We start from the raw sequence: 22,609 nt of genomic DNA on the forward strand, positions 1-22,609 counted from the left end.
CCGGCATGTTAGCGCCAACCGCCATACCAATTCCGGTATGCAAACGCACTTTCTGAATAATTGACGGACATATCGGGCGGGTCTAGCCTCGCGCTCAGGCAGGTGGTCCGCGACCGCTGCCGCGGCGCTGAATGGCCGGGCACGACCCGCATTCCGCCCCGCGCCGGAGACAGGGGGGAGGGCACCGGCCGGACCAGGACCGTGGAGGCGGTCCCCGGCGCGGGGCGCGACAATCGACATGGAGGAAACATGCTGAACTTCAGGAAATACGCCGTGGCGCTGGCCTCGGTCGCCGCGCTGGCCCTGCCGGGCGTCGCCGCGGCCGAGGGCATGGTCGGGATCTCGATGCCGACCAAGACCTCGGCGCGCTGGATCGACGACGGCAACAACATGGTCAAGCAGTTCCAGGACGCGGGCTATCAGACCGACCTGCAATATGCCGACGACGACATCCCGAACCAGCTGGCGCAGATCGAGAACATGATCACCAAGGGCGTGAATGTGCTGGTGATCGCCGCCATCGACGGCACCACGCTGTCGAACGCCCTGGCCAATGCCAAGGCCGCCGACATCAAGGTCATCGCCTATGACCGGCTGATCCGCGACACGCCCGACATCGACTATTACGCCACCTTCGACAATTTCAAGGTCGGGGTCGAGCAGGCCACCACCCTGGTCGACGGGCTCAAGGAGCGCTTCCCGGACGTGAAGCCCTGGAATGTCGAGCTGTTCGGCGGCAGCCCGGACGACAACAACGCCTATTTCTTCTACGACGGCGCCATGTCGGTGATCCAGCCGCTGATCGACGACGGCTCGATCGTGATCGCCTCGGGGCAGATGGGCATGGACAAGGTCGGCACCCTGCGCTGGGATCCGGCCACCGCCCAGGCGCGCATGGACAACATCCTGTCGGCCAACTACACCGACAAGCAGGTGAACGGGGTGCTGTCGCCCTATGACGGGCTGTCCATCGGCATCCTCAGCTCGCTCAAGGGCGTCGGCTACGGCTCGGGCGACCTGAAGATGCCCATCGTCACCGGCCAGGATGCCGAGGTGCAATCGGTCAAGTCGATCCTGGCGGGCGAGCAGTATTCCACCATCTTCAAGGACACCCGCGAACTCGCCAAGGTCACCGTCGGCATGGTCGACGCGATGATGAAGGGCGAGGAGCCCGAGGTGAACGACACCAAAAGCTATGACAACGGCGTCAAGGTGGTGCCCTCCTACCTGCTGGAACCCGTCGCGGTCACCGAAAAGAACCTCAAGGACGTGCTGATCGGCTCGGGCTATTACACCGAAGACCAGCTGAAGTGACCCCACCGCCGCCGCCGCGGAAAGCCCTGCGGCGGCGCATCCCTTTCAAGGCGGCAGGCGAGCATGGACCATATCCTGGAAATGCGGGGGATCACCAAGGAATTCCCCGGCGTGAAGGCCCTCGACAACGTCAACATGACCGTGCGCCGCGGCGAGATCCGCGCCCTGGTCGGCGAGAACGGCGCCGGCAAGTCCACGCTGATGAAGGTGCTGTCGGGCGTCTACCCGCATGGCAGCTACCAGGGCGAGATCCTCTACAAGGGCCAGCCCATGGCCTTCCGCGACATCAAGGACAGCGAGGACCGCGGCATCGTCATCATCCACCAGGAGCTGGCGCTGGTGCCGCAGATGTCCATCGCCGAGAACATCTTCCTGGGCAACGAGATCGCCACCCGCGGCGTCATCGACCGGCGCGAGACCAACCGCCGCACCGCCGAGCTGCTGGCGCAGGTCGGCCTGCGCGAAAGCCCCGAGACCCGCGTCGGCGAGCTTGGCATGGGCAAGCAGCAGCTGATCGAGATCGCCAAGGCGCTGTCGAAAAAGGTCGATCTGCTGATCCTGGACGAGCCGACCAGCTCGCTCAACGAACATGACAGCGACGCGCTGCTGCGCCTGCTCGCCGGCTTCCGCGACCGGGGCATGACCGCGATCCTGATCTCGCACAAGCTCAATGAAATCAGCCAGGTCTGCGACAGCATCACCGTGCTGCGCGACGGCGCCACCGTCGCCCATCACGACGGCATGGTCGAGGAATCGCGCATCATCCGCGACATGGTCGGCCGTTCGATGAACGACCGCTATCCGCCGCGCCAGCCCCGGGTCGGCGAGGTGGTGATGCAGGTCAGGGACTGGACCGTCGCCGACCCGGCGCGCGAGGGGCGGCTTCTGGTCAACCGCGCCAGCTTCGAGCTGCGGCGCGGCGAGGTGCTGGGCATCGCCGGGCTGATGGGCGCCGGCCGCACCGAGCTGGCGATGAGCCTGTTCGGCCGCTCGATGGGCGACTGGCAGTCCGGCTCGGTCAGCATCCACGGCAAGCCCGCCGACCTGACCACCGTGCCGCGCGCCATCGCCGCCGGCCTCGCCTATGTGACCGAGGACCGCAAATCGCTGGGCCTGGTGCTCGAGGACACGATCCGCCGCAACATCCCGCTGGCGAACCTGGCCGGCATCTCGGCCCGCGGCGTGGTCGACCGGGCGCGCGAAGGGGCGGTGGCGCGCGATTATCGCCAGCGCATCAACATCCGCTCGCCCTCGGTCGAGCAGAAGACCGTGAACCTTTCCGGCGGCAACCAGCAAAAGGTGGTGCTGGCGAAATGGCTGTTCGCCGAGCCCGAGATCCTGATCCTGGACGAGCCGACGCGCGGCATCGACGTCGGCGCGAAATACGAGATCTACACCATCATCCGCGACCTGGCCGCTTCGGGGAAATCCATCATCGTGATATCCTCGGAAATGCCCGAGCTTCTGGGCATCACCGACCGCATCCTGGTCATGAACGAGGGCCGGCTGGTCGGCGAGATGCCCACCGCCGAGGCCACGCAGGAGCGCATCATGCAGGTCATCATCAGGTCGGGCCACGACCTGACCGACAAGACCGTCACCCCCGAGGAAATCGAGGCAGAGGCCGCCCATGTCTGACACGACCACCGAGCGCCGCGGCGACACTTTCGGCTTCATCCGCCGCAACATCCGCGAATACGGCATCCTGTTCGCGCTGGTCGTGATCATGGTCTTCTTCCAGATCGTGACCGGCGGCATCCTGTTCCGGCCGGTGAACCTGACCAACCTGTTCCTGCAGAACAGCCATATCGTCATCATGGCCGTCGGCATGCTGCTGGTGATCGTCGCCGGCCATATCGACCTGTCGGTCGGCTCGGTCGCGGCCTTCGTCGGCGCGCTGGCGGCGCTGATGGTGGTCAAGCTGGGCCTGCCGATTCCGCTGGTGGTGGTGCTGAGCCTGGCGGCCGGCGCGGTGATCGGCGGCATCCAGGGCTACTGGATCGCCTATTGGAAGATCCCCAGCTTCATCGTCACCCTGGCCGGGATGCTGGTGTTCCGCGGCCTGACCATGTGGATCCTGCAGGGCCAGTCGATCGGCCCCTTCCCGCGCGGCTTCCAGATGATCTCCTCGGGCTTCATCCCCGACCTGTTCGGGCCGGACAAGCCCAACACCCTGTCGCTGGTGCTGGGCTGGGGCGCGGCGGTGCTGATCCTGTGGCTGCAGATCCGCGCCCGCAGGCGCGAGGAGGCGGTGGGCATCGCCGACGAACCCTTCGCCTTCTTCGCCGCCAAGAACGCGCTGATCTTCCTGGCGCTGGTCTGGATGACCTGGGCGCTGGCGAATTTCCGCGGCCTGCCGAATGTCTTCCTGGTCATGGCGGTTCTTGTGGCGCTCTACGCCTTCGTGTCCGAGCGCACGACGCTGGGCCGGCGCATCTATGCCATCGGCGGCAATGCCAAGGCCGCCAAGCTCTCGGGCATCAATTCGGAACGGGTGGTGTTCCTGACCTTCATGAACATGGGCATGCTGGCAGCGCTGGCCGGGATCGTGGTCTCGGCCCGGCTGAACTCGGCCACGCCCAAGGCCGGCGTCGGCTTCGAGCTGGACGTGATCGCGGCGGTGTTCATCGGCGGCGCCTCGATGGCGGGCGGCGTCGGCACGGTGATCGGCGCGGTGGTCGGCGCCTTCATCATGGGGGTGATGAACAACGGCATGTCCATTCTCGGCATCGGCATCGACTACCAGCAGGTAATCAAGGGCCTGGTGCTGATGGCGGCGGTGATCTTCGACGTCTCGAACAAGTCGAAGTCGTGACGCCCGAACGATCCGCCATCGACTGGATCGCCGTCGACTGGGGCACCACCCGGCTGCGCGCCTGGGCCATGCGGGGCGGGCAGCCGCAGGCGGCCCGCGCCTCGGACCGCGGCATGGGCGCGCTGTCGCCCGAGACGTTCGAGCCGGCGCTGCTGGATCTGGTCGCGGACTGGCTGCCGGCGGCTGGGCGGATGCCGGTCATCGCCTGCGGCATGGTCGGCGCCCGCGGCGGCTGGGTCGAGGCGGATTACCGCCCCACCCCCTGCCCGCCGCTGGACCCGCGCCGCGCCGCCGTGCCGCCGACCAGCGATCCGCGGCTGGATGTCCGCATCCTGCCCGGCCTGTCGCAGGCCGATCCGCCCGATGTCATGCGCGGCGAGGAAACCCAGATCGCCGGCTTCCTGGCCGGCGAGCCGGGCTTCCGGGGCACGCTTTGCCTGCCCGGCACGCATAGCAAATGGGTGCGCATCGCCGATGGCCAGGTGCTGGGCTTCCGCACCTTCCTGACCGGAGAGCTTTTCGCCCTGCTGGCCCGGCAATCGGTGCTGCGGCTGACCATCGCGGCGGCCGAGCCCGACCCGGACGCCTGCCTGCAGGCCGGTCGCCAGGCGCTGGCCGACCCGCATGCCGCGTCATCCGGGCTGTTCGCGCTGCGCGCCGCATCGCTGCTGCAGGGGCTGGCGCCGCCACAGGCCGCCGGCCGCCTCTCGGGCCTGCTGATCGGCGCCGAGCTGGCCGCCGCCCGCGCGTTCTGGCAGGCCGCGCCGGTGGCGCTGATCGGCGCCCCCCGCTTGACAAGGCTTTACGAAACCCTGCTGTTGGCAGCAGGCGCCCGGGCATGCCACAAGGATGGCGGAACTGCCGTCCTTGCGGGTCTCGCCGCCGCGCGCCAGGCCATGCTGGAGGAGACATGACCCAGCCCATCATCGCCATCCTTCGCGGCCTCACCCCCGCCGAGGCCCTGCCGATCGGCCGCGCCCTGATCGAGGCCGGCATCGACCGCATCGAGGTGCCGCTGAACTCGCCCGAACCGCTGGAAAGCATCCGCCTGATGGCGGACATCCTGGGCGGCCGGGCCAGCATCGGCGCCGGCACCGTGCTGACGGTCGAGCAGGTGGCGCGGGTCGCCGAGGCCGGCGGCCGGATGATCGTCTCGCCCAATGCCGACCCGGCGGTGATCCGCGAGACGCGGGCGCGCGGCCTGGAATCCTGGCCCGGCGTCTTCACCGCCACCGAATGCTTCGCCGCCATCGCCGCCGGCGCCAGCGGGCTGAAGCTGTTCCCCGCCGACCAGGCCGGCACCGGCACGCTCAGGGCGCTGCGGGCGGTGCTGCCGCGCGAAACCGCCGTCTATGCGGTGGGCGGCGTCGGCCCGGCGGAGTTCGGCGCCTGGCTGGCCGCCGGCGCGCAGGGCTTCGGCCTCGGTTCGGCGCTCTACCGGCCCGGCGACAGCCCGGCCACCGTCGCCGCCCGCGCGCGCGAGGTGACCGCGGCGCTGCGGAACCTGGCATGAGCGCCGCGGTCTTCGACCCCCGCATCTGCGCGCTGGGCGAAGGCGCCTTCTGGCACCCGGAACGGGCGCAGCCCTTCTGGTTCGACATCCTCGGCCGCCGGCTCATGTCGCAACTGGATGGCGCGCCGCTGGAATGGCAATTCGACGAGATGGTCTCGGCCGCCGGCTGGATCGACCGCGACCACCTGCTCATCGCCAGCCAGACGGCGCTGCTGCGCTTCGACCTGCGCACCGGCGGCCAGAAGAAGCTGATCGCGCTCGAGGCGGACAAGCCCGGCAACCGCTCGAACGACGGCCGCGCCGACCCGCGGGGCGGTTTCTGGATCGGCACCATGTCGCGCCGCGCCGAGGCTGGAAAAGGCGCGATATACCGCTATCTTGACGGCGAACTGCGACTCCTGCGGGGCAATATGTCGATCCCGAATGCCATCTGCTTTTCCCCCGACGGGCGCCTGGCCTATTTCGCCGACACCGCCGCCCAGACCGTCTGGTCGCAGGACCTGGACCCGCAGGGCTGGCCCTGCGCCGAGGCGCGGGTGTTCCTGGACCTCGCCGGCACCGACCAGTTCCCCGACGGCGCCGTCACCGACGACCAGGGCCGGTTCTGGAACGCGCGCTGGGGCAGCGGCTAGGTCGCCTGCCACGCGCCGGACGGGCGGCTGCTCAGGCGGCTGGACCTGCCCGCCGCGCAGCCCAGCTGCCCGGCCTTTACCGGGCCGGGACTGGCGCAGCTTCTGGTCACCAGCGCCGCCGAGGGGCTGGACGGCCGGCAGGACGGCTGCACCTGGCTTCTGGACCCCGACGCAAGCGGCCGCCCCGAGCCTCGGGTGCGCATATGAGCGAACAGCGGTTCGGGACGCTTCCCGACGGCCGGCCGGTGCTGCGGATGACGATCTCGGCGCATGGGCTGACCGCCGCGGTGATCACGCTGGGCGCCTCGCTCCAGGACCTGCGGCTCGACGGCATCGACCACCCGCTGGTGCTGGGCTTCCCCCGGCTCGAACCCTACCTGGCCGAGGGACGCTATTTCGGCGCCGTGGTCGGGCGCTGTGCCAACCGCATCGCCCATGGCCGCGCCCGGCTCGACGGCCGCGAACTGCAGCTCGACCGCAACCAGCACGGCCGGCACATGCTGCATGGCGGCAAGGACGGCAGCGACCAGCGCAACTGGATGCTGGCCGACCGGACGCCGGATTCGCTGGCGCTGGCCGATCACCTGCCCGCCGGCCATATGGGCTTTCCCGGCGCCATGCTGGTCCGGGCCACCTATACCATCCTGCCCGGCCCGGCGCTGATGCTGACCATCCTCGCCACCGCCGACGAAACCACCTTCTGCAACTTCGCCCAGCACAGCTATTTCAACCTCGACGGCAGCGCCACGGTGGCGGAGCACCGCCTGACCGTCCCGGCCGAGACCTATCTGCCGGTGGATGCCGAACTGATCCCGCGCGGCGCCCCCGCCCCGGTGGCCGGCACGCATCTGGATTTCCGCGCCCCGGTGCGGCTGGAAACCCGGCTCTCCGGCCCGGCCATCGACCACAATCTCTGCCTCGACCGCCAGCGCCGCGCCCTGCCGCGCAAGGTGGCGGTGCTGCAGGCCGGCGGGCTAAGCATGGCCTTGCGTTCGACCGAACCGGGGCTGCAGGTCTATCCCGCCAACCACCTTGCGCCCGGCGCCGCCGGACTGGCCGGCCGGCCCTATGGCCGCCATGCCGGCATCGCCCTGGAATCGCAGCTCTGGCCGGATGCGCCGAACCATCCCGACTATCCTTCGGCAGAGCTGCAGCCCGGCCAGCTCTACCGCCAGACCACGGTGATGGGTTTCCACCGCACCGCCAAAGGTTGACGCCGGGTAAACCAAGCTACTAATGCGGGAGGCAAGGAGGATTCATGCACCCCGCGACGATCAGGCATTCCCCCGCCCAGGCGCCCTTCGCGGCGCAATTGCAGGGCCGGCTGCGGCAGCGCATCATGCGCGGCGAGCTGCCCCCCGGCACCCGGCTCTCGGAACAGGAGATCGCCGACCAATACCGGCTGTCCCGCCAACCCGTGCGCGAGGCCTTCATCCGCCTGGCCGGCGAAGGGCTGCTCGAGGTGCGGCCGCAGCGCGGCACCTTCGTCACCCGCATCGACATGGAATGGGTGCTCTGCACCCGCTTCATCCGCGAATCGGTCGAGGCCGACATTCTCCGCCAGGCCGCCCGCGACGCCACCCCGGCCGATCTGGACCTGCTCTACCGGCAGATCGCCCTGCAGGAAGCGGCGCCGGACGTCGCCGGCCTGGCGCAGCTCGACGAGGAATTCCACGCCATGCTCGCCGGCATCGCCGGCAAAACCCGGGTCTGGACGCATCTGCAGCAGATGAAGATCCACCTGGACCGCGCCCGCCACCTGCTGACGGCGCTGACGCCGCGCGACGTGATCATCGGCCAGCACCGCGCCGTGGTCGAGGCGGTGGCCGCCGCCGATCCCGACCGGGCCGAGGCGGCGATCCGCCGGCACCTGCGCCGGGTGCTGCAGGACCTGCCCGAGGTGCTGAAACTCTCGCCCGACCATTTCACCCGCACCGACGCGCTGGCCGAGGCCCTCGCCGCCGAGATCTGAAACGGCCTTCTTCCCCCATCCGCGGCCGGGCCGTCCCGCGGCACCGCGCCCGGCTTCACCGTTTCCCAAATAACCCCGCGCCGGCGCCGTCAGTCGCTGCGCCGCACCCTCTGGCGCTGCTCGCCCAGTCCGGCGATGCCCAGCCGCATCACCTCGCCGCCGCGCAGGAACACCGGCGGCTTCCGCCCCATGCCGACGCCCGGCGGCGTGCCGGTGGTGATCACGTCGCCCGGCATCAGCGTCATCAGCCGCGAGCAATAGGCGACGATCTCGGCCACGGTGAAGATCATCGTCGCGGTCGAGCCCTGCTGGAAGCGCTGGCCGTCCACCTCCAGCCACAGCGCCAGCGCCTGCGGATCGGGCACCTCGTCGCGGGTCACCAGCCAGGGCCCGATCGGGCCGAACGTGTCGAAGCCCTTGCCCTTGTCCCAGGTGCCGCCGCGCTCGGCCTGCCATTCGCGTTCGCTGACGTCGTTGACCACGCAATAGCCGGCGACATGCTCCAGCGCCGCCGCCTCCGCGACATGGCTGGCGCGCGAGCCGATGACCACGCCCAGCTCGACCTCCCAATCGGTCTTCTGCGCCCCGGGCGGGATCAGCACGTCGTCCTCCGGCCCGCTGATGCAGCTGGTCCATTTGTTGAACACCACCGGCTCGGACGGCACCGGCAGCCCGGCCTCGGCGGCGTGATCGGCATAGTTCAGCCCGATGGCGACGAATTTCGGCACCTGCCCCACGCAGGCCCCCAGCCGCGGCTGGCCCGAGACGATGGGCAGCGCGTCCAGCTCCAGCGCCGCGATCCGCGCCAGCCCCTCGGGGCCCAGCGCCGCGCCGGCAATGTCGGCGACATGGGCCGACAGGTCGCGGATCCGGCCCTCGCCGTCCAGCAGCCCCGGCTTTTCCCGGCCCGCCGGGCCATAGCGCAGCAGTTTCATCGCTCGTCCTTTCGCTCGTCCGGTCTCGCCCTCAGCCCCGTCCCACGAAGGGCATGGTGGTCGCCATCACCGTCATGTGCAGCACGTTGGCGCCCTCGGGCAGGCTGGCCATGTGCAGCACCGCCTCGGCCACGGTCGCGGCGTCCATCAACGGCTCGGCCCTGAACGAGCCGTCGGCCTGCGGCGCCCCCACCCTGCCCACGGCGGAAATCATCTCGGTCGCGGCATTGCCGGCGTCGATCTGGCCGCAGGCGATGCCAAATGGCCGCCCGTCCAGCGCCAGCGTGCGCGTCAGCCCGGTCACCGCGTGTTTCGACATGGTATAGGGCACCGAGCCGGGGCGCGGCGCCTCGGCCGCGATCGAGCCGTTGTTGATGATCCGCCCGCCCATCGGTTGCTGGCGGCGCATCTGCCGGAAGGCGGCGCGGGCGCACAGGAACATGCCGTCGATGTTCACCCGCGCCACGCCCTGCCATTCCTCCCAGGAAATCTCGTCGATCAGCCGCGAGATCAGGATGGCGCCGGCATTGTTGAACAGCACGTCCAGCCGGCCCCATTCGGCGACGGCGCGGGCAAAGGCCGCATCCACCGCCTCGGGCACGGTCACGTCGCAGGGCAGCACCAGCGCCTGCGGGTGGCCCGCCGCGGTCTCGGCCAGCGCCGCCGCGCGCCGGCCGATCAGCCCGACCGTCCAGCCGGCCTCCAGGAACCGCCGGGCGGTCAGCCGGCCGATGCCGCTGCCGCCGCCGGTGATCAGGATGGTCTTCACGCGCCTGCCCCCCTCGTCCCGTCGCCCGTCGCCCGTCGCGGGCGGATGCTAGCGGCAACAGCCGGCAAGGAAAAGGGCCGCCCCGGCGGACGGCCCCGATGATCGCCCGCCGGGCTCAGGCCTCGGGATCCCAGCCGCTGATCTGCTTGCTGTCCATGAACTCCTCGAGCCCCCAGACGCCGCCCTCGCGCGCCCGGCCCGAGGCCTTGACGCCGCCAAAGGCCGACCCCCTGCCCCGGCTTTTCCCGTTCATCTCGACCATGCCGGCGCGCAGCTGCCGCGCCAGCCGGTTGCGCCGGGCGCCGTCCTGGCTCTGGACGTAGTTGGTCAGGCCATAGACGGTGTCATTGGCGATGCCGACCGCCTCCGCCTCGGTATCGAAGGGGATGATCGACAGCACCGGGCCGAAGATCTCCTGCCGGGCGATGGTCATGTCGTTGTTCACATCCGCAAACACCGTCGGGCGCACGAAATAGCCGCGGTTGACACCCTCGGGCAGGCCGGGGCCGCCGGCGACCAGCCGGGCGCCCTCGTCGATGCCCTTCTGGATCAGATCCTGGATCTTGTCCCATTGCGGCTTGCTGACCACCGGGCCGATATGCCGCCCCGGCTGATGGGCGCTGGCCACCGCCGTCTCCTCGGCCACCTTGCGGGCCTGCTCGACGGCGGTCTCGTAGAAGGACCGCTCGACCAGCATCCGCGTCGGCGCGTTGCAGCTTTGGCCGCTGTTGTAGAAGCAATGCCGCGCGCCCCGCGTCACCGCCTTCTCGTCGGCATCGGCAAAGACCAGGTTGGCGCCCTTGCCGCCCAGTTCCAGCACCACCTTCTTCACCGTGTCGGCAGCGGCCTTGGTGATGGCGATGCCGGCGCGGGTCGAGCCGGTGAAGCTGATCATGTCCACGTCGGGATGCACCGAAAGCTGCGAGCCGACGCCCGCGCCGTCGCCGTTCACCATGTTGTAGACGCCCTTGGGCAGCCCGGCCTCATCGACGATCTCGGTGAAGACGACCGAGGACAGCGGCGCGATCTCGCTGGGCTTCAGCACCACCGTGTTGCCGGCCAGCAGCGCCGGGATCACCTTCAGCGTCACCTGGTTCATCGGCCAGTTCCAGGGCGTGATCGCGCCGACCACGCCCACCGGCTCCCAGGCGACCATGCTGGTCGGGGCGTCGGGGCGCAGCGGGCGGACGAATTCGAAACCCTTGAAGGCCTCGATGAAATTCTCGATGTGATAGCTGCCGGCCGCGGTCTGGTCGGCCAGCGCCATGTCCTGCGGCGCGCCCATCTCGGCGCTGATCGCCGCGGCCATGTCGGGGGCGCGGCGCTGGTAGATCTCCAGGATCTTCTCGACATGGGCCAGCCGTTCGGCCGGCGCGGTCGCGGCCCAGGCCGGAAAGGCCGCCTTGGCCGCCGCCACCGCCGCATCGGTATCGGCCTGGCCGCCCAGGCTGATCACCGCCACCGGCTCCTCGGTCGAGGGGTCGATGACCTCCAGGTCGCGCGGCGCGGCCGGCGCGACCCATTGCCCGTTGATGTAGAACTTCCGCTTGTCTGCCAATTCGCTCATGAGCGGCTCCTTTCGGTCTCTCGCCGGTAACGTGACACCCGCACCGCCGCTTCGCAAGAGAGGCCGCCCGGCTTCCCCGGCCGCCGGCCTTAACACGACTTTGCGGGTCGTGTTGCAAATGCCCGTGCAGAACCTATGGTGATGCGCAGCGAACCAACCGAAAGGATCGGATATGTCCCTGCGCATCAACGACACCGCCCCGGATTTCACCGCCGACTCGACCGAGGGCCAGATCCGCTTGCACGACTGGATCGGCGACGGCTATGCGATCCTGTTCTCGCATCCGCGCGACTTCACCCCGGTCTGCACCACCGAATTTGGCGCCGTGGCGCAGCTGGTCCCGGAATTCGAGAAGCGCGGCACCAAGGTTCTGGGCGTCTCGGTCGATTCGGTCGAGGACCATGGCAAATGGAAATCCGATATCGAGAAGGTGGCCGGCGTGCCGGCGAATTTCGCCATCATCGACGACAGCGACCTGGCGGTGGCCAAGGCCTATGACATGCTGCCGGCCGACTACTACCTGCCGACCGAGGGCCGCACGCCGCAGCATTCGGCGACGGTGCGCACGGTGTTCATCATCGGCCCGGACAAGAAGGTGCGGCTGACGATGACCTATCCGATGTCGGTGGGCCGCAACTTCGCCGAGATCATCCGGGCGCTGGACGCGGTGCGGAAGACCGACGGCGTGCCGCTGGCCACGCCCGCGAACTGGGTGCCGGGCCAGGACGTGATCGTGGCGCTGGCGCTGGACGACGCAGCGGCCGAGGCGCAATACGGCGCGCTGGACAAGCAACTGCCCTATCTGCGCTTTGCCAGGGATCCGGCGTAAGCCCGGGCGGGGCCGCGCCTTCCGGGGCGCGGCTTTGGCGCGGGGCGCGCGGGCCGCGGCAAGGGCGCCGGGTGCAGCAGCGATGTTGCCCGGATTGGAAAAGTCCAATATCAGGGATCTGTCCCGATCCGGAACGAACGGAGCCTTCGTTGACGACGCCGCCCCGCACGGTCAAGGTTGCCTATGTTACCGACCGCGGCTTTCTCAGGCCGACCCTGGTTTCCGTCTGGAGCCTGCTGCGGCATCTGCAGGGCCCGGCGGAATTGCACGTCTGGGGCGACGGGCTGCAGGCCGCGGACTGGGCCGATGTCGAGAAGGTCGCTTCGGAAAACCCCCGGGTGACGCTGCATTGCAAGGATATCGGCAACGGCTATCTCGAGGGCGCGCATGGTCCGCAAAGCTACATCTCGGCCGCCACCATGGGCCGCCTGTTCATTCCCAGCCTGATCGAAGGCTATGTGCTCTACATCGACGGCGACACGTTGGTGACCGGCGATGTGTCCGAACTGTTCCGGCTTGACCTGGGCCAGGCCTATGCCGGCGTGGTGCGGGATTACACGGTCGCGCATTGGCTGGCCGATCGGGATGGACGATCAGGCTCGCGGAACGACAGGCTTTCCGAACTCCGGCAGCTGATGGATCCGGCCCCGGTCCAGGACTATTTCAATGCCGGGGTGCTCTTGCTGAATTGCGACGCCCTTCGCGATGAACCGGCCCTGCTGGAGCGGGTCACGGATGTCGTTGCGGCATCGGCCTGCAGCCATGGAGACCAGGACCATCTGAACGCCCTGTTCCGCGGCAATGTCGTCCAGCTGGACCTGGGATGGAACGCATCCTGGGGCCGGATCCGGAAACACCGTGCCCATCTGTCGCGCAATGGCGCCCCGGCAGCCGGCGCCATGCCCGATCGGGGATCCGTCATCCTGCACTATCATGGGCCGGAAAAGCCTTGGCGGGCTGCGGGATGGGATATCTGGTCTTCTCGTGGCCGGGCGACCAGGATCTATCACCGGAGCCTGCGCCGTTTTCTGCGCAAGCATCCCGATCTGCGCCCGACCTGACCAGGAACGATACGCACCAGGCGCATAAGCACAGAGGCACGCTTCAGGAGCTGGATTTGACGCAAGACCATCGCGCCCCTTCGCAAGGCAGCCCCGCCCGCGCGCTTCTGGTGGGGCATCTTTCCACCGTGGGCGATGTCGAGGTGCTGCGGCAGATCGAGCGGCGGCTCGATGCCCTGGGCATGGATTACGACGTTTCCCCCTATACCGATGCCCGGCTGACCGTGGACCGGTCCTGGCTGGACAAGCACCGGCTGGACCCGCGGCGCTATACGCATCTGATCGTGATCTGCGGACCCTTCACGCCCCAGATGGCCGTGCAGCACGACAGCATCTTCGGCCGGTTCCAGCATTGCGTGCATATCGGCGTGAACCTGACGATGGTGGAGGGGCTTCAGGACTTCAATCCGTTCGAAGTCCTGCTGGAACGCGACAGCGACAGGGCCGTGCGCGCCGACCTGAGTTTTCGCGAGGCATCGGACCCGGTTCCGGTCGTGGGACTGTGCCTTGCCAGCCCGCAGCGCGAATATGGCGAGCGTCGCCGCGGCGATCTGGCAGCCCAGAGGCTGCGCCGCCTGATCCGCGAGTCCGGCGTTGCCTTCATCGAGCTGGATACATCGGTGCCCGTCGAAACCAACCGTTTCGGCCTGTCCAGCGGCGCCGAGTTCGAGGCGATCTGCCGCCGGCTTGACGCCATGCTGACGACAAGGCTTCACGGCATGGTGCTGGCGCTCAAGAACGGCATCCCGACACTGGCGATCGACCCGGTGGCGGGGGGCGACAAGGTCACGCGCCAGGCGCGGGAACTGGGCTGGCCCGAGGTGTTCGACGCCGACGCCGCAAGCGATGACGACCTCGCGGCGGCGCTTGCGCGTTGCCTTTCCCCGGAAGCCCGCGAAAGGGCGGCCCGCGTCCGGGATGCGGCGCTTGCGTCGCTTGCGGATTTCGACGCGCAGTTTGCCGCGGCGCTGGCGGTTCCCGCCGATCCGGCGCTGCGTGCCGACCTGGTGCCGCAGGTCGGCCGGGTGCAGGCCTGGCGCAAGCGGTTCAAGGCCTGGAGGCGCGCGCGAAGGAACAGGCGGTCATAGGCCGGCGCGAGTCGATCCGACGCCGCCGAACTTGCCTCGGGCGCTGTTGCGCGGCCCGGCAGGCATGAAGAAAGGCCCCGCGAATGCGGGGCCTTTCCGGAACCGTCGGCCGATCACTCGGCCTGGGCTTCCTCTTTCTTCTCGGGGGCGATTTCCTCGCCGGTCTCCTGGTCGACCATCTTCATGCCCAGGCGCACCTTGCCGCGGTCGTCGAAGCCCAGCAGCTTGACCTTGACCTCCTGGCCTTCCTTCAGCACCTCGTTGGGGTGGTTCAGGCGCTTGTTGGCGATCTGGCTGACATGCACCAGGCCGTCGCGCTTGCCGAAGAAGTTCACGAAGGCGCCGAAATCGACCAGCTTCACCACCTTGCCGACATAGACCTTGCCCTCTTCCGGCTCGGCCACGATCGAATAGATCATGTCATGGGCCTTCTTGATCGAATCGGCATTGGCCGAGGCGATCTTGATGGTGCCGTCGTCGCTGATGTCGACTTTCGCACCCGAGGTCTCGACGATCTCGCGGATCACCTTGCCGCCCGAACCGATCACTTCGCGGATCTTGTCGGTCGGGATGGTCATGGTCTCGATGCGCGGGGCATGGGCGCTGAACTCGCGCCGGCCCTCGGTCAGGGCCTTCGCCATCTCGCCCAGGATGTGCATCCGGCCGTCCTTGGCCTGGGCCAGCGCCTGCTCCATGATCTCGGGGGTGATGCCCGCGACCTTGATGTCCATCTGCAGGCTGGTGATGCCGTTTTCCGTTCCGGCGACCTTGAAGTCCATGTCGCCCAGGTGGTCCTCGTCGCCCAGGATGTCGGTCAGCACCGCCCAGCGGCCGTCCTCTTCCAGGATCAGGCCCATGGCGACGCCGGCCACCGGCGCCTTCAGCGGCACGCCCGCATCCATCATCGACAGCGAGCCGCCGCAGACCGAGGCCATCGAGGACGAGCCGTTCGATTCGGTGATCTCGGAAACCACGCGGATGGTATAGGGGAAGTCGGTCGCGGCCGGCAGCACCGCCTGCAGCGCCCGCCAGGCCAGCTTGCCATGGCCGATCTCGCGGCGGCCGGGGCTGCCGACGCGGCCCACCTCGCCCACCGAATAGGGCGGGAAGTTGTAATGCAGCAGGAAGTTCGAGCGCGAGTTGCCGTGCAGCGCGTCGATGATCTGCTCGTCGTCGCCGGTGCCCAGCGTGGTGACGACCAGCGCCTGGGTCTCGCCGCGGGTGAACAGCGCCGAGCCGTGGGTGCGGGGCAGGAAGCCCACTTCGCTGTCGATCGGGCGCACGGTGCGGGTGTCGCGGCCGTCGATGCGCGGATGGCCGTCGATGATGCCGCCGCGCAGGATGCCCGATTCCAGCTTCTTCAGCGCCGAGCCCAGGGCGGTATCGGCCAGCTCGTCCTCGGTCAGGCCGGCCAGCACCTTGGCCTTGGCGGCCTCGATGGCGTCGCGGCGCTCGCCCTTGTCGCGGATCGCGTAGGCGGCGCGCATCTCGGCCTCGCCCAGCGATTTCACTCGGGCATAGAGCGCGCTGTAATCCGGCGCCTGGAAGTCGAAGGGCTCTTTCGCGGCCGCCTCGGCCAGGTCGATGATCAGGTCGATCACCGGCTGCATCGCCTCGTGGCCGAACTTCACCGCGCCCAGCATCTCGGCCTCGGTCAGCTCATAGGCTTCCGATTCGACCATCATCACCGCGTCGCGGGTGCCGGCGACGACCAGGTCCAGCCGCTGCTCGGGGTTCGAGCGCAGATGGTCCATGTCCTGCACTTCCGGGTTCAGCACGTATTCGCCATTGGCGAAGCCGACGCGGGCGGCGCCGATCGGGCCCATGAACGGCACGCCCGAGATGGTCAGCGCCGCCGAGGCGGCGATCATCGCCACGATGTCGGGATCGTTGACCAGGTCATGCGACAGCACCGTGCACATCACCAGCACTTCGTGCTTGAAGCCGGGGACGAAAAGCGGGCGGATCGGCCGGTCGATCAGGCGCGCGGTCAGCGTCTCCTTTTCCGAGGGACGGGCCTCGCGCTTGAAGAAGCCGCCGGGGATCTTGCCGGCCGCGTAGTATTTTTCCTGGTAATGGACGGTCAGGGGAAAGAAGTCCTGGCCGGGTTTCGGTTCCTTCGCGAAAGTGACGTTGGCCATCACGCTGGTCTCGCCCAGGGTGGCGATGACCGAGCCGTCGGCCTGACGGGCAACCTTGCCCGTTTCCAGCGTGAGCGTTTCCTGGCCCCACTGGATGGATTTCTTCACTTCATCAAACATCTGGTTTCCTCTGGCGACGCGCCGGCCCTTCCGGTCGCGTCCCGTGTCAAATGGCGGCCCCATTGCCGCCGCCCCTATCCTTTGCATGTGCCACGGGGCATGGCGTCACGTCACAGATGGCCGGCGCATACAGCAAAACAAGGCGTTTGGGAAGAGAATTGACGATTCAGCCGCCGCCGCCTTCACGCGCCGCCATCAGGGACAAAGGCGCATGGCCGGGGGCCCGCCGCGGCCTGCGGCGGGCATTCGACACGGCGCCTTTGTCCCTGATGGCGGCGCGGCGGGTCAGGCCCGGATCAAGGTCCGCGGCTCCGCCGGGCCGGCGCGATGGGCGCCGTCGCCGGCCACGAAGCGGCTGGCCGCCGGCGGGCTCTGCGCCAAGGTCGTCAGGACGCTGAAGCCGTCCAGCCGCTCGCGCTCCAGCATGGCGATGGCCCAGGCCCGGATGCTTTCCTCGTCCGGCCAGCCGCCTGCGGCCTCGCCTCGGTCGCCGCCACCGGCTTGGCCCGGCGCGGCCGGCTCGGTCCCGGCCGCGCCGGCGCCGGCCGGCCAGCCGGCCAAGGCGCCCTGCCCCGCCGTCGCGGGTGCCGCCGGTCCGGCCGCACCTGTCGCCTGCGGATCCGTCGCGGCCGGCTCTGTGGCCAAGGCGGCCAAGGCCGTGCCCACCGCCGATGCGGGCGGCATCTGCGCCGGCGCGGCAGCCGCATCGGCGGGCGCCCCGCTCCGGCCCGGTCCGCGCAGCCCGTCGGTCGCGGCGGCCGCCGCCGCGTCCCCTGCCCCGGCGACCGCCGAAACCGCGGTTTCCGCCGCCTGCCCGGCCGGCCGGGATGTTCCGGCGGCCGCCGCCGCGACGGCCCCCGGCGGGAAATCGAAAGTCGCACCGCCGCTCTGCCCGGCCGCATCCGGTCCGCCCGCCGGTGGCGGCGGGGGGGTTGCGACCCGTTCGACCGGCGGCAGCGGCGCGGGCGGGGTGGCGGGTTGCGGGGCCAGCGTGCTCAGCAGCGATCTGGTCGATTCGAGCAGGGAACCGATCGGCATTCCGCGTCTCCTTTTCATTTGCGCAGGCCAAAGCCTAGCCGGGCCCGGTCAGCGGTCCAGAAAGGAATGTCGCGCATTTTAGCGAAACGCGGTGTACGCCCGGTGTACGCGCCGTGCACGGTTTCTGCACGCCGATCACCGCCAGAATCCCAGCAATCGCCGGGTTTTCGTCGCGGGCGGCGGGGGCGGATGCCGGGGCAACGCCCGCAGCCGTTGCGCGGCATGAAAAACGCCCGCGGCTTTCGCCGCGGGCGTGGTTCCAGCGTCAGGGGCCGCGCCTCGGCGCGGCGCGCCGGTCAGCGGCGCAGGCCCAGCTTGCCGATCAGGTCGGTATAGCGGGCTTCGTCCTTGCGCTTCAGATAGTCCAGCAGCTTGCGGCGCTGCGCGACCAGCTTCAGCAGACCACGACGCGAATGGTTGTCCTTCTTGTGGGTCTTGAAATGCTCGGTCAGCGTCGCGATGCGCGACGACAGGATGGCGACCTGCACCTCGGGCGAGCCGGTGTCGCCTTTCTTGGTGGCGAATTCGCTCATCACGCGGTTCTTTTCTTCAACCGTGATCGACATCGGGGTCTCCTTTCAGAGTCAAGGGGTTATGGCGCAGGCCGGGATGTCGTCCAGCACAGGCCCGTGGAGGAAACCGCCGGATTCGGACCGGCGGATGCGGGCGTATAGGCGGAATCCACCACAAAGGAAAGGCTTTTCTGCCGACCCGCTCAGCCGGCCGGCGGCAGCGCCGTCAGGGTGATGTCGCCGGCCCGCAGCCCCTCGGCCGCCAGCAGCCGCGCCACCGCGACGCCGTCCATGCGGATCATCGTCGCGCCCTCCGGGTCCAGTTCCAGCGTAAGCTGCGGCACGCTGCCATCGCCCGGATCGGGATAGCGCAGCTCGATCCGGTCCTCGGCCTGGTTGAAATCGCCGATCACCGGCACGGTCTCGCCCGGCTCCTCCAGCGCCGGGTCCGCCGGGCCGATCAGGAACAGATCCTCGCCCTCGCCGCCCTCGGCGAAATCGCCCGCCCCGGCGATCAGCGTGTCCCGGCCCGCCCCGCCATGCAGCCAGGCCGCATCCGGCCGTGCCGAGCCGGTCAGCAGATCGTCGCCCGCGCCGCCATCCAGGTCGTCGGTGCCGCTGCCGGCGACCAGAGTGTCATGGCCGGAATTGCCGGTGATCCAATCGTCGCCCGCGCCGCCGGTCAGGGAATCGTCGCCCGCGCCGCCGAAAATCGTGTCGTTCCCGGCCTGGCCATGCAGCGTATCGTTGCCGCCCTGCCCGGCCAGGGAATCGTCGCCCGCGCCGCCCGCGATCAGATCGGCGCCGCCGGGTCCGTAATCGCCGTCGCCATAGATCCAGTCGGTGCCGCCGCCGCCCAGCAGCGTGTCGTCGCCCTGCCCGCCATGCAGGTCGTCATTGCCGCCATGGCCGGTCAACGCATCGTCGCCTTCGCCCCCGGCCAGCCAATCGTCGCCCTCGGTGCCGTCCAGCGCCGCGCCTTCGGCATCGTCGCCGTCTTCGGGCTCCACCGGGGTGGGATTGTCCGGGTTGTCGGGATCGTCCTCTTCGGCCGGACGGGTCAGCGAGGTCACATCGATCGCCAGACCCGCAAACAGCAAGCTCATCACACTGGCCAGCAGCAACATGACATCACCAAACACGAATCACACAACCCTTGCGGGCAGATTATCCCGCCGCCCACCCCTTGGCATCCTCTTTTGTTAAGAAAGGGTTAACGCCACTCGACCGGCGCCAGGGCGCGCGGCCGATAAAGCGGATGCCGCGGCGCGCCGGATTTCGTCAACCCCAGATGGAGGAGCGGCCGCCCAAGGCTGCGCAGCATCGCCTCGACCACGCGATCCCGCTCCTGCAGCTTGCCGTCGGCGCCCCAGGCGCAAAGCACCAGGTCGGCCCAAAGCGCGGCGCGGCGGATGGTGGCGTCGTTGCCGGCGCCGACCGGATCCGCGGCCGCCCGCAGCTCGTGCGGGAAGGTCGCGCGCCAGGCGAACAGGTTCACGATGCGCAGGGCGCCCATGCCCATGTCGCGCGCCCGGATCTCGCAGCGGGCGATGGTCGGATCGTTGCGGCGGTGGTCGGCGGTCGAGGGGTTCAGCATCACCACCGCCAGCCGGCCGCCCGTCCCCCATTGCCGGGTCAGCGCATAGCGATAGCGCCCGCAGGCCGAGAAGACGGCGCTGGAGCGCTTCTCGCCGTCGCGGTGCCGGCGGGTGATGCGCCCGGCCGCGTCAGCTATAGTCGCGCGCCCCGAAGATCGCGCTGCCGACCCGGATATGGGTGGCGCCCTCGGCAATCGCCGTCTCGAAATCGGCGCTCATGCCCATGGAAAGGCCGGCAAGGCCGTTGCGGGCCGCGATCCCGCGCAGGGCGCGGAAATGCGGCACCGGATCCTGATCCTCGGGCGGGATGCACATCAGGCCGGAGAGCGCCAGGTCCAGCGCCTGGCAATCGGCGATGAAGGCATCGGCCTCGTCCGGCAGGATGCCGGCCTTTTGCGGCTCGGCGCCGGTGTTCACCTGCACGAAAAGCTGCGGACAGCGCCCGGCGCCCTGCACCTGCCGCGCCAGCTTCTGCGCCAGCGAGGGGCGGTCGAGCGTGTGGATGGCGTCGAAAAGCTCAAGCGCCGGTTTCAGCTTGTTGGTCTGCAGCGGGCCGATCATGTGCAGATCGACCCCCGGGAAATGCGCGCGCCAGGCAGGCCATTTGGCCCCGGCCTCCTGCACGTAATTCTCGCCGAAGACGCGATGGCCGGCGGCCAGCACGGCCTCGACCCGCTCGGGCGGCTGCACCTTGCTGACGGCGATCAGCGTGACGCTGCCGGCGGGACGGCCAGCGGCGGATTCGGCCGCGGCGATGCGGCGCCTGATGTCATCCAGTTCCATGGCGCATGGATCCCAAAAGAAAAGAGCGGGCGCAAGGCCCGCTCTTTCCTTGTTGCTTGTCCTGACGGATCAGAACGAGAACTTGATGCCCATGTCGGCAACGGTGTCCTCGAGGTAGTCCGAGTCGATGATGCCGCCGGCCAGAACGGCACCGCCGCCCAGGTCGTATTCGGCGCCGATGCCGAAAGCATCGAACTTCTCGCTGTCGCCACCGAACAGGTCGTACTTGTCCTGGCGCCAGAAGCCTTCGACCAGGATCGCGTCCATCTGGTAGGAAGCGCCCAGACCGGCGGTGTACTTCATCTCGTCCAGATCGAAGAAGCGATCTTCATAGGAGAGGTAGACACCTTTGACGGCGAAGTTGTTGAACGAACCTTCAGCGCCCAGGCCGATTTCGCTGGCATCGCCCCATTTCGAGTAGGACAGCGAGGCCCAGAAGTTCGAGCCTTCGTACTTCGCGGCGACCGAGTAGGCGGTGTCGGATTCGACATCGTCACCCGCAACGTTGCAGGTCGCGTCGTAACCGACGACGGCGCCGACGCCGCACTGGCGGTTGTCCGAACCGTCGCTGGCCGAAGCGAAGAGCGAGATGTTGTTGATGGTGTATTCGTACAGGATCGACGGACCCTGATCTTCGTTCTCGCCGTCGCCGGTCAGGAACCACAGCTCTTCAATGTCGCCACTGAATTCGCCGTCGGTGTAGCCGATTTCATACAGGTCGCCGATGGCGGCTTCCGAAGCCGAGACCACGTCGCCCATCGACAGTTTGCCGTAGGTGCCCGAGATCCAGACCGAACCGGCGGTGCCGCGAGCGGCCGAACGTTCGGTAGCGTCGTTACCAGCGGTGTAGTCGCTTTCCTGGTCGACGCGGAACGCACCGCCGAAGGACAGGCCGGCATCCGATTCACCGGTCAGGGTGAATTTCACGCGGGCGCGGCTGGAGAACTGCACGTCGTTGCCGTCATAGATCATACCCATGCGGCCGTCGCCCGACACGGCGACTTCGGCTGCAGCGACGCCGGCCGTCATGACCAGGGCGCTGGTGGCGAAAAGAACCTTTTTCATGGTTTTCCCTCTTGTCTCTCTCGTGTGCCCCACCCCGGCAGGCCGGCTTGGGGTATGATGGTTGTGTCGCGCTTTCACCCCGGCAATGCAACGGAATCGCATCGGCTTAACCTGTTTCGGCCCCTCTGTGATGCACATGGGCCACACCCCCGTTGCAGGGCCGAAGCGCGGCGAAAGCCCGGGCGGCAAAACCCGGATTTCGCCGCCTTGCGCGCGCGAGCCTTGTCATACCGGCAAAGCCGTATCGGCAAAAAGCCCCGGCCGCGGCGGGCCGGCCTCTCTTGTCGCAAGGGGCGGAATTGCGCTATGGCTCGCGCAAGGACGATCCGGGGGACACCAAATGACCAGACGCGCCGCACGGCTGACCGCCGCCCTGCTTATCTCGGCCGGGCTTGCCGCATGTTCGGGCGGCGGCTCGGGCTCGGCCGGATCCGCGACCTCGGCGCCGGGCGGGAACCGGCAAGCCCAGGCCGCACAGCCGCAACGGCAATCGACGTTTTGGGACCTGTTCTCGAATCGCCGCAGCTCGAACGACACCGTGGCGGTGAACAAGTATCTGTGGAACGCCAGCCTGGAAGTGCTGAACTTCCTGCCGATCCAGTCCATCGACCCGTTCACCGGCGTGATCGTCACCGGCTACGGCACGCCGCCCGGCGGCGGCCGCGCCTATCGCGCCACGGTCAAGATCAGCGATCCGTCGCTGGACGCCCGGGCGCTGAAGCTGTCGCTGCAGGGCGCCGGCGGCGCGGCGGTGGCGCCCGACACGGCGCGCGCGGTCGAGGATGCGATCCTGACCCGGGCCCGGCAGCTGCGGGTGCGCGACGGCCAGCTCTAGACCCCGCTGGACCTGCACCGGG

Annotated in this window: 21 protein-coding genes and 1 pseudogene; 12 read left to right on the top strand and 10 right to left on the bottom strand. The window is 68.9% G+C overall.

Annotation, left to right across the window (positions count from 1 at the left end; genetic code table 11):
- Nucleotides 1–249 precede the first annotated feature (249 nt).
- The 8 genes and pseudogenes from chvE to NBE95_RS03870 all read left to right on the top strand — a co-directional run bounded on the left by chvE (nucleotide 250) and on the right by NBE95_RS03870 (nucleotide 8,246).
- Complete coding sequence (gene chvE / locus NBE95_RS03835) at nucleotides 250–1,314, top strand: multiple monosaccharide ABC transporter substrate-binding protein (protein ID WP_289894556.1); 1,065 nt, start codon at nucleotides 250–252, stop codon at nucleotides 1,312–1,314.
- Nucleotides 1,315–1,377: 63 nt separating this feature from the next.
- Nucleotides 1,378–2,952, top strand: coding sequence for a multiple monosaccharide ABC transporter ATP-binding protein (gene mmsA, locus NBE95_RS03840; protein WP_289894557.1), 1,575 nt, complete (start codon nucleotides 1,378–1,380; stop codon nucleotides 2,950–2,952).
- Nucleotides 2,945–4,129, top strand: a complete 1,185-nt coding sequence (mmsB, locus tag NBE95_RS03845; protein ID WP_289894558.1) for a multiple monosaccharide ABC transporter permease — start codon at nucleotides 2,945–2,947, stop codon at nucleotides 4,127–4,129. The genes mmsA and mmsB overlap by 8 nt, the downstream gene beginning before the upstream one ends.
- Nucleotides 4,126–5,043: a 2-dehydro-3-deoxygalactonokinase gene (locus tag NBE95_RS03850; protein WP_289894559.1), complete on the top strand. Its 918-nt coding sequence runs from the start codon at nucleotides 4,126–4,128 to the stop codon at nucleotides 5,041–5,043. Before mmsB ends, NBE95_RS03850 begins: the two co-directional genes overlap by 4 nt.
- A complete protein-coding gene (locus NBE95_RS03855) occupies nucleotides 5,040–5,642 on the top strand; it encodes a 2-dehydro-3-deoxy-6-phosphogalactonate aldolase (protein WP_289894560.1) in 603 nt (200 codons plus the stop codon). The genes NBE95_RS03850 and NBE95_RS03855 overlap by 4 nt, the downstream gene beginning before the upstream one ends.
- Nucleotides 5,639–6,481, top strand: a pseudogene (locus tag NBE95_RS03860) (SMP-30/gluconolactonase/LRE family protein). Before NBE95_RS03855 ends, NBE95_RS03860 begins: the two are co-directional and overlap by 4 nt.
- Entirely contained in the window at nucleotides 6,478–7,488 is a 1,011-nt protein-coding gene (locus NBE95_RS03865) for an aldose epimerase family protein (protein WP_289894561.1), read from the top strand. Before NBE95_RS03860 ends, NBE95_RS03865 begins: the two are co-directional and overlap by 4 nt.
- 44 nt (nucleotides 7,489–7,532) lie before the next feature.
- Nucleotides 7,533–8,246: a GntR family transcriptional regulator gene (locus tag NBE95_RS03870; protein WP_289894562.1), complete on the top strand. Its 714-nt coding sequence runs from the start codon at nucleotides 7,533–7,535 to the stop codon at nucleotides 8,244–8,246.
- Between the two features lie 89 nt (nucleotides 8,247–8,335).
- Here the strand turns inward: NBE95_RS03870 and NBE95_RS03875 are convergent, their stop codons facing one another.
- The 3 genes from NBE95_RS03875 to NBE95_RS03885 form a co-directional block, all read right to left on the bottom strand.
- On the bottom strand, nucleotides 8,336–9,181 hold the full coding sequence (locus tag NBE95_RS03875) for an ureidoglycolate lyase (RefSeq protein ID WP_289894563.1): 846 nt from the start codon (nucleotides 9,179–9,181) through the stop codon (nucleotides 8,336–8,338).
- Between the two features lie 31 nt (nucleotides 9,182–9,212).
- Nucleotides 9,213–9,950: an SDR family oxidoreductase gene (locus NBE95_RS03880; protein ID WP_289894564.1), complete on the bottom strand. Its 738-nt coding sequence runs from the start codon at nucleotides 9,948–9,950 to the stop codon at nucleotides 9,213–9,215.
- Between the two features lie 115 nt (nucleotides 9,951–10,065).
- Nucleotides 10,066–11,508 (bottom strand): aldehyde dehydrogenase family protein, encoded by a 1,443-nt coding sequence (locus NBE95_RS03885; protein WP_289894826.1) that lies wholly within the window; start codon nucleotides 11,506–11,508, stop codon nucleotides 10,066–10,068.
- 181 nt (nucleotides 11,509–11,689) lie between these two features.
- On the opposite strand from NBE95_RS03885, the gene NBE95_RS03890 reads away from it, so the two are divergent.
- From NBE95_RS03890 to NBE95_RS03900, 3 genes are all read left to right on the top strand, one after another.
- Entirely contained in the window at nucleotides 11,690–12,346 is a 657-nt protein-coding gene (locus NBE95_RS03890; RefSeq protein ID WP_289894565.1) for a peroxiredoxin, read from the top strand.
- A gap of 149 nt (nucleotides 12,347–12,495) precedes the next feature.
- Complete coding sequence (locus NBE95_RS03895; RefSeq protein ID WP_289894566.1) at nucleotides 12,496–13,407, top strand: glycosyltransferase family 8 protein; 912 nt, start codon at nucleotides 12,496–12,498, stop codon at nucleotides 13,405–13,407.
- A 56-nt stretch (nucleotides 13,408–13,463) separates the two neighbouring features.
- Nucleotides 13,464–14,495 carry a polysaccharide pyruvyl transferase family protein gene (locus tag NBE95_RS03900; protein ID WP_289894567.1) on the top strand — a complete coding sequence of 344 codons (1,032 nt, stop codon included), beginning with the start codon at nucleotides 13,464–13,466 and terminating at the stop codon, nucleotides 14,493–14,495.
- Nucleotides 14,496–14,608: 113 nt separating this feature from the next.
- Here NBE95_RS03900 and pnp read toward each other — a convergent pair whose 3' ends face one another.
- The 7 genes from pnp to NBE95_RS03935 all read right to left on the bottom strand — a co-directional run bounded on the left by pnp (nucleotide 14,609) and on the right by NBE95_RS03935 (nucleotide 21,752).
- Nucleotides 14,609–16,756, bottom strand: coding sequence for a polyribonucleotide nucleotidyltransferase (gene pnp / locus NBE95_RS03905; protein ID WP_289894568.1), 2,148 nt, complete (start codon nucleotides 16,754–16,756; stop codon nucleotides 14,609–14,611).
- A 285-nt stretch (nucleotides 16,757–17,041) separates the two neighbouring features.
- On the bottom strand, nucleotides 17,042–17,794 hold the full coding sequence (locus NBE95_RS03910) for a hypothetical protein (protein WP_289894569.1): 753 nt from the start codon (nucleotides 17,792–17,794) through the stop codon (nucleotides 17,042–17,044).
- A 296-nt stretch (nucleotides 17,795–18,090) separates the two neighbouring features.
- Entirely contained in the window at nucleotides 18,091–18,360 is a 270-nt protein-coding gene (rpsO, locus tag NBE95_RS03915; protein WP_017999129.1) for a 30S ribosomal protein S15, read from the bottom strand.
- 149 nt (nucleotides 18,361–18,509) lie between these two features.
- A complete protein-coding gene (locus NBE95_RS03920) occupies nucleotides 18,510–19,412 on the bottom strand; it encodes a calcium-binding protein (RefSeq protein WP_289894570.1) in 903 nt (300 codons plus the stop codon).
- A gap of 107 nt (nucleotides 19,413–19,519) precedes the next feature.
- A complete protein-coding gene (locus NBE95_RS03925) occupies nucleotides 19,520–20,098 on the bottom strand; it encodes a DUF1643 domain-containing protein (protein WP_354670354.1) in 579 nt (192 codons plus the stop codon).
- A complete protein-coding gene (locus NBE95_RS03930) occupies nucleotides 20,034–20,687 on the bottom strand; it encodes a YggS family pyridoxal phosphate-dependent enzyme (RefSeq protein ID WP_289894571.1) in 654 nt (217 codons plus the stop codon). Before NBE95_RS03930 ends, NBE95_RS03925 begins: the two co-directional genes overlap by 65 nt.
- A gap of 69 nt (nucleotides 20,688–20,756) precedes the next feature.
- The gene (locus tag NBE95_RS03935; RefSeq protein WP_289894572.1) at nucleotides 20,757–21,752 is read right to left on the bottom strand and encodes a porin; all 996 of its coding nucleotides are present in this window, start codon (nucleotides 21,750–21,752) and stop codon (nucleotides 20,757–20,759) included.
- Between the two features lie 340 nt (nucleotides 21,753–22,092).
- On the opposite strand from NBE95_RS03935, the gene NBE95_RS03940 reads away from it, so the two are divergent.
- The gene (locus NBE95_RS03940) at nucleotides 22,093–22,587 is read left to right on the top strand and encodes a DUF3576 domain-containing protein (RefSeq protein WP_289894573.1); all 495 of its coding nucleotides are present in this window, start codon (nucleotides 22,093–22,095) and stop codon (nucleotides 22,585–22,587) included.
- Nucleotides 22,588–22,609: the final 22 nt, after the last annotated feature.

The organism is Paracoccus sp. TOH, from assembly GCF_030388245.1.
Taxonomy (GTDB): Bacteria; Pseudomonadota; Alphaproteobacteria; order Rhodobacterales; family Rhodobacteraceae; genus Paracoccus; species Paracoccus simplex.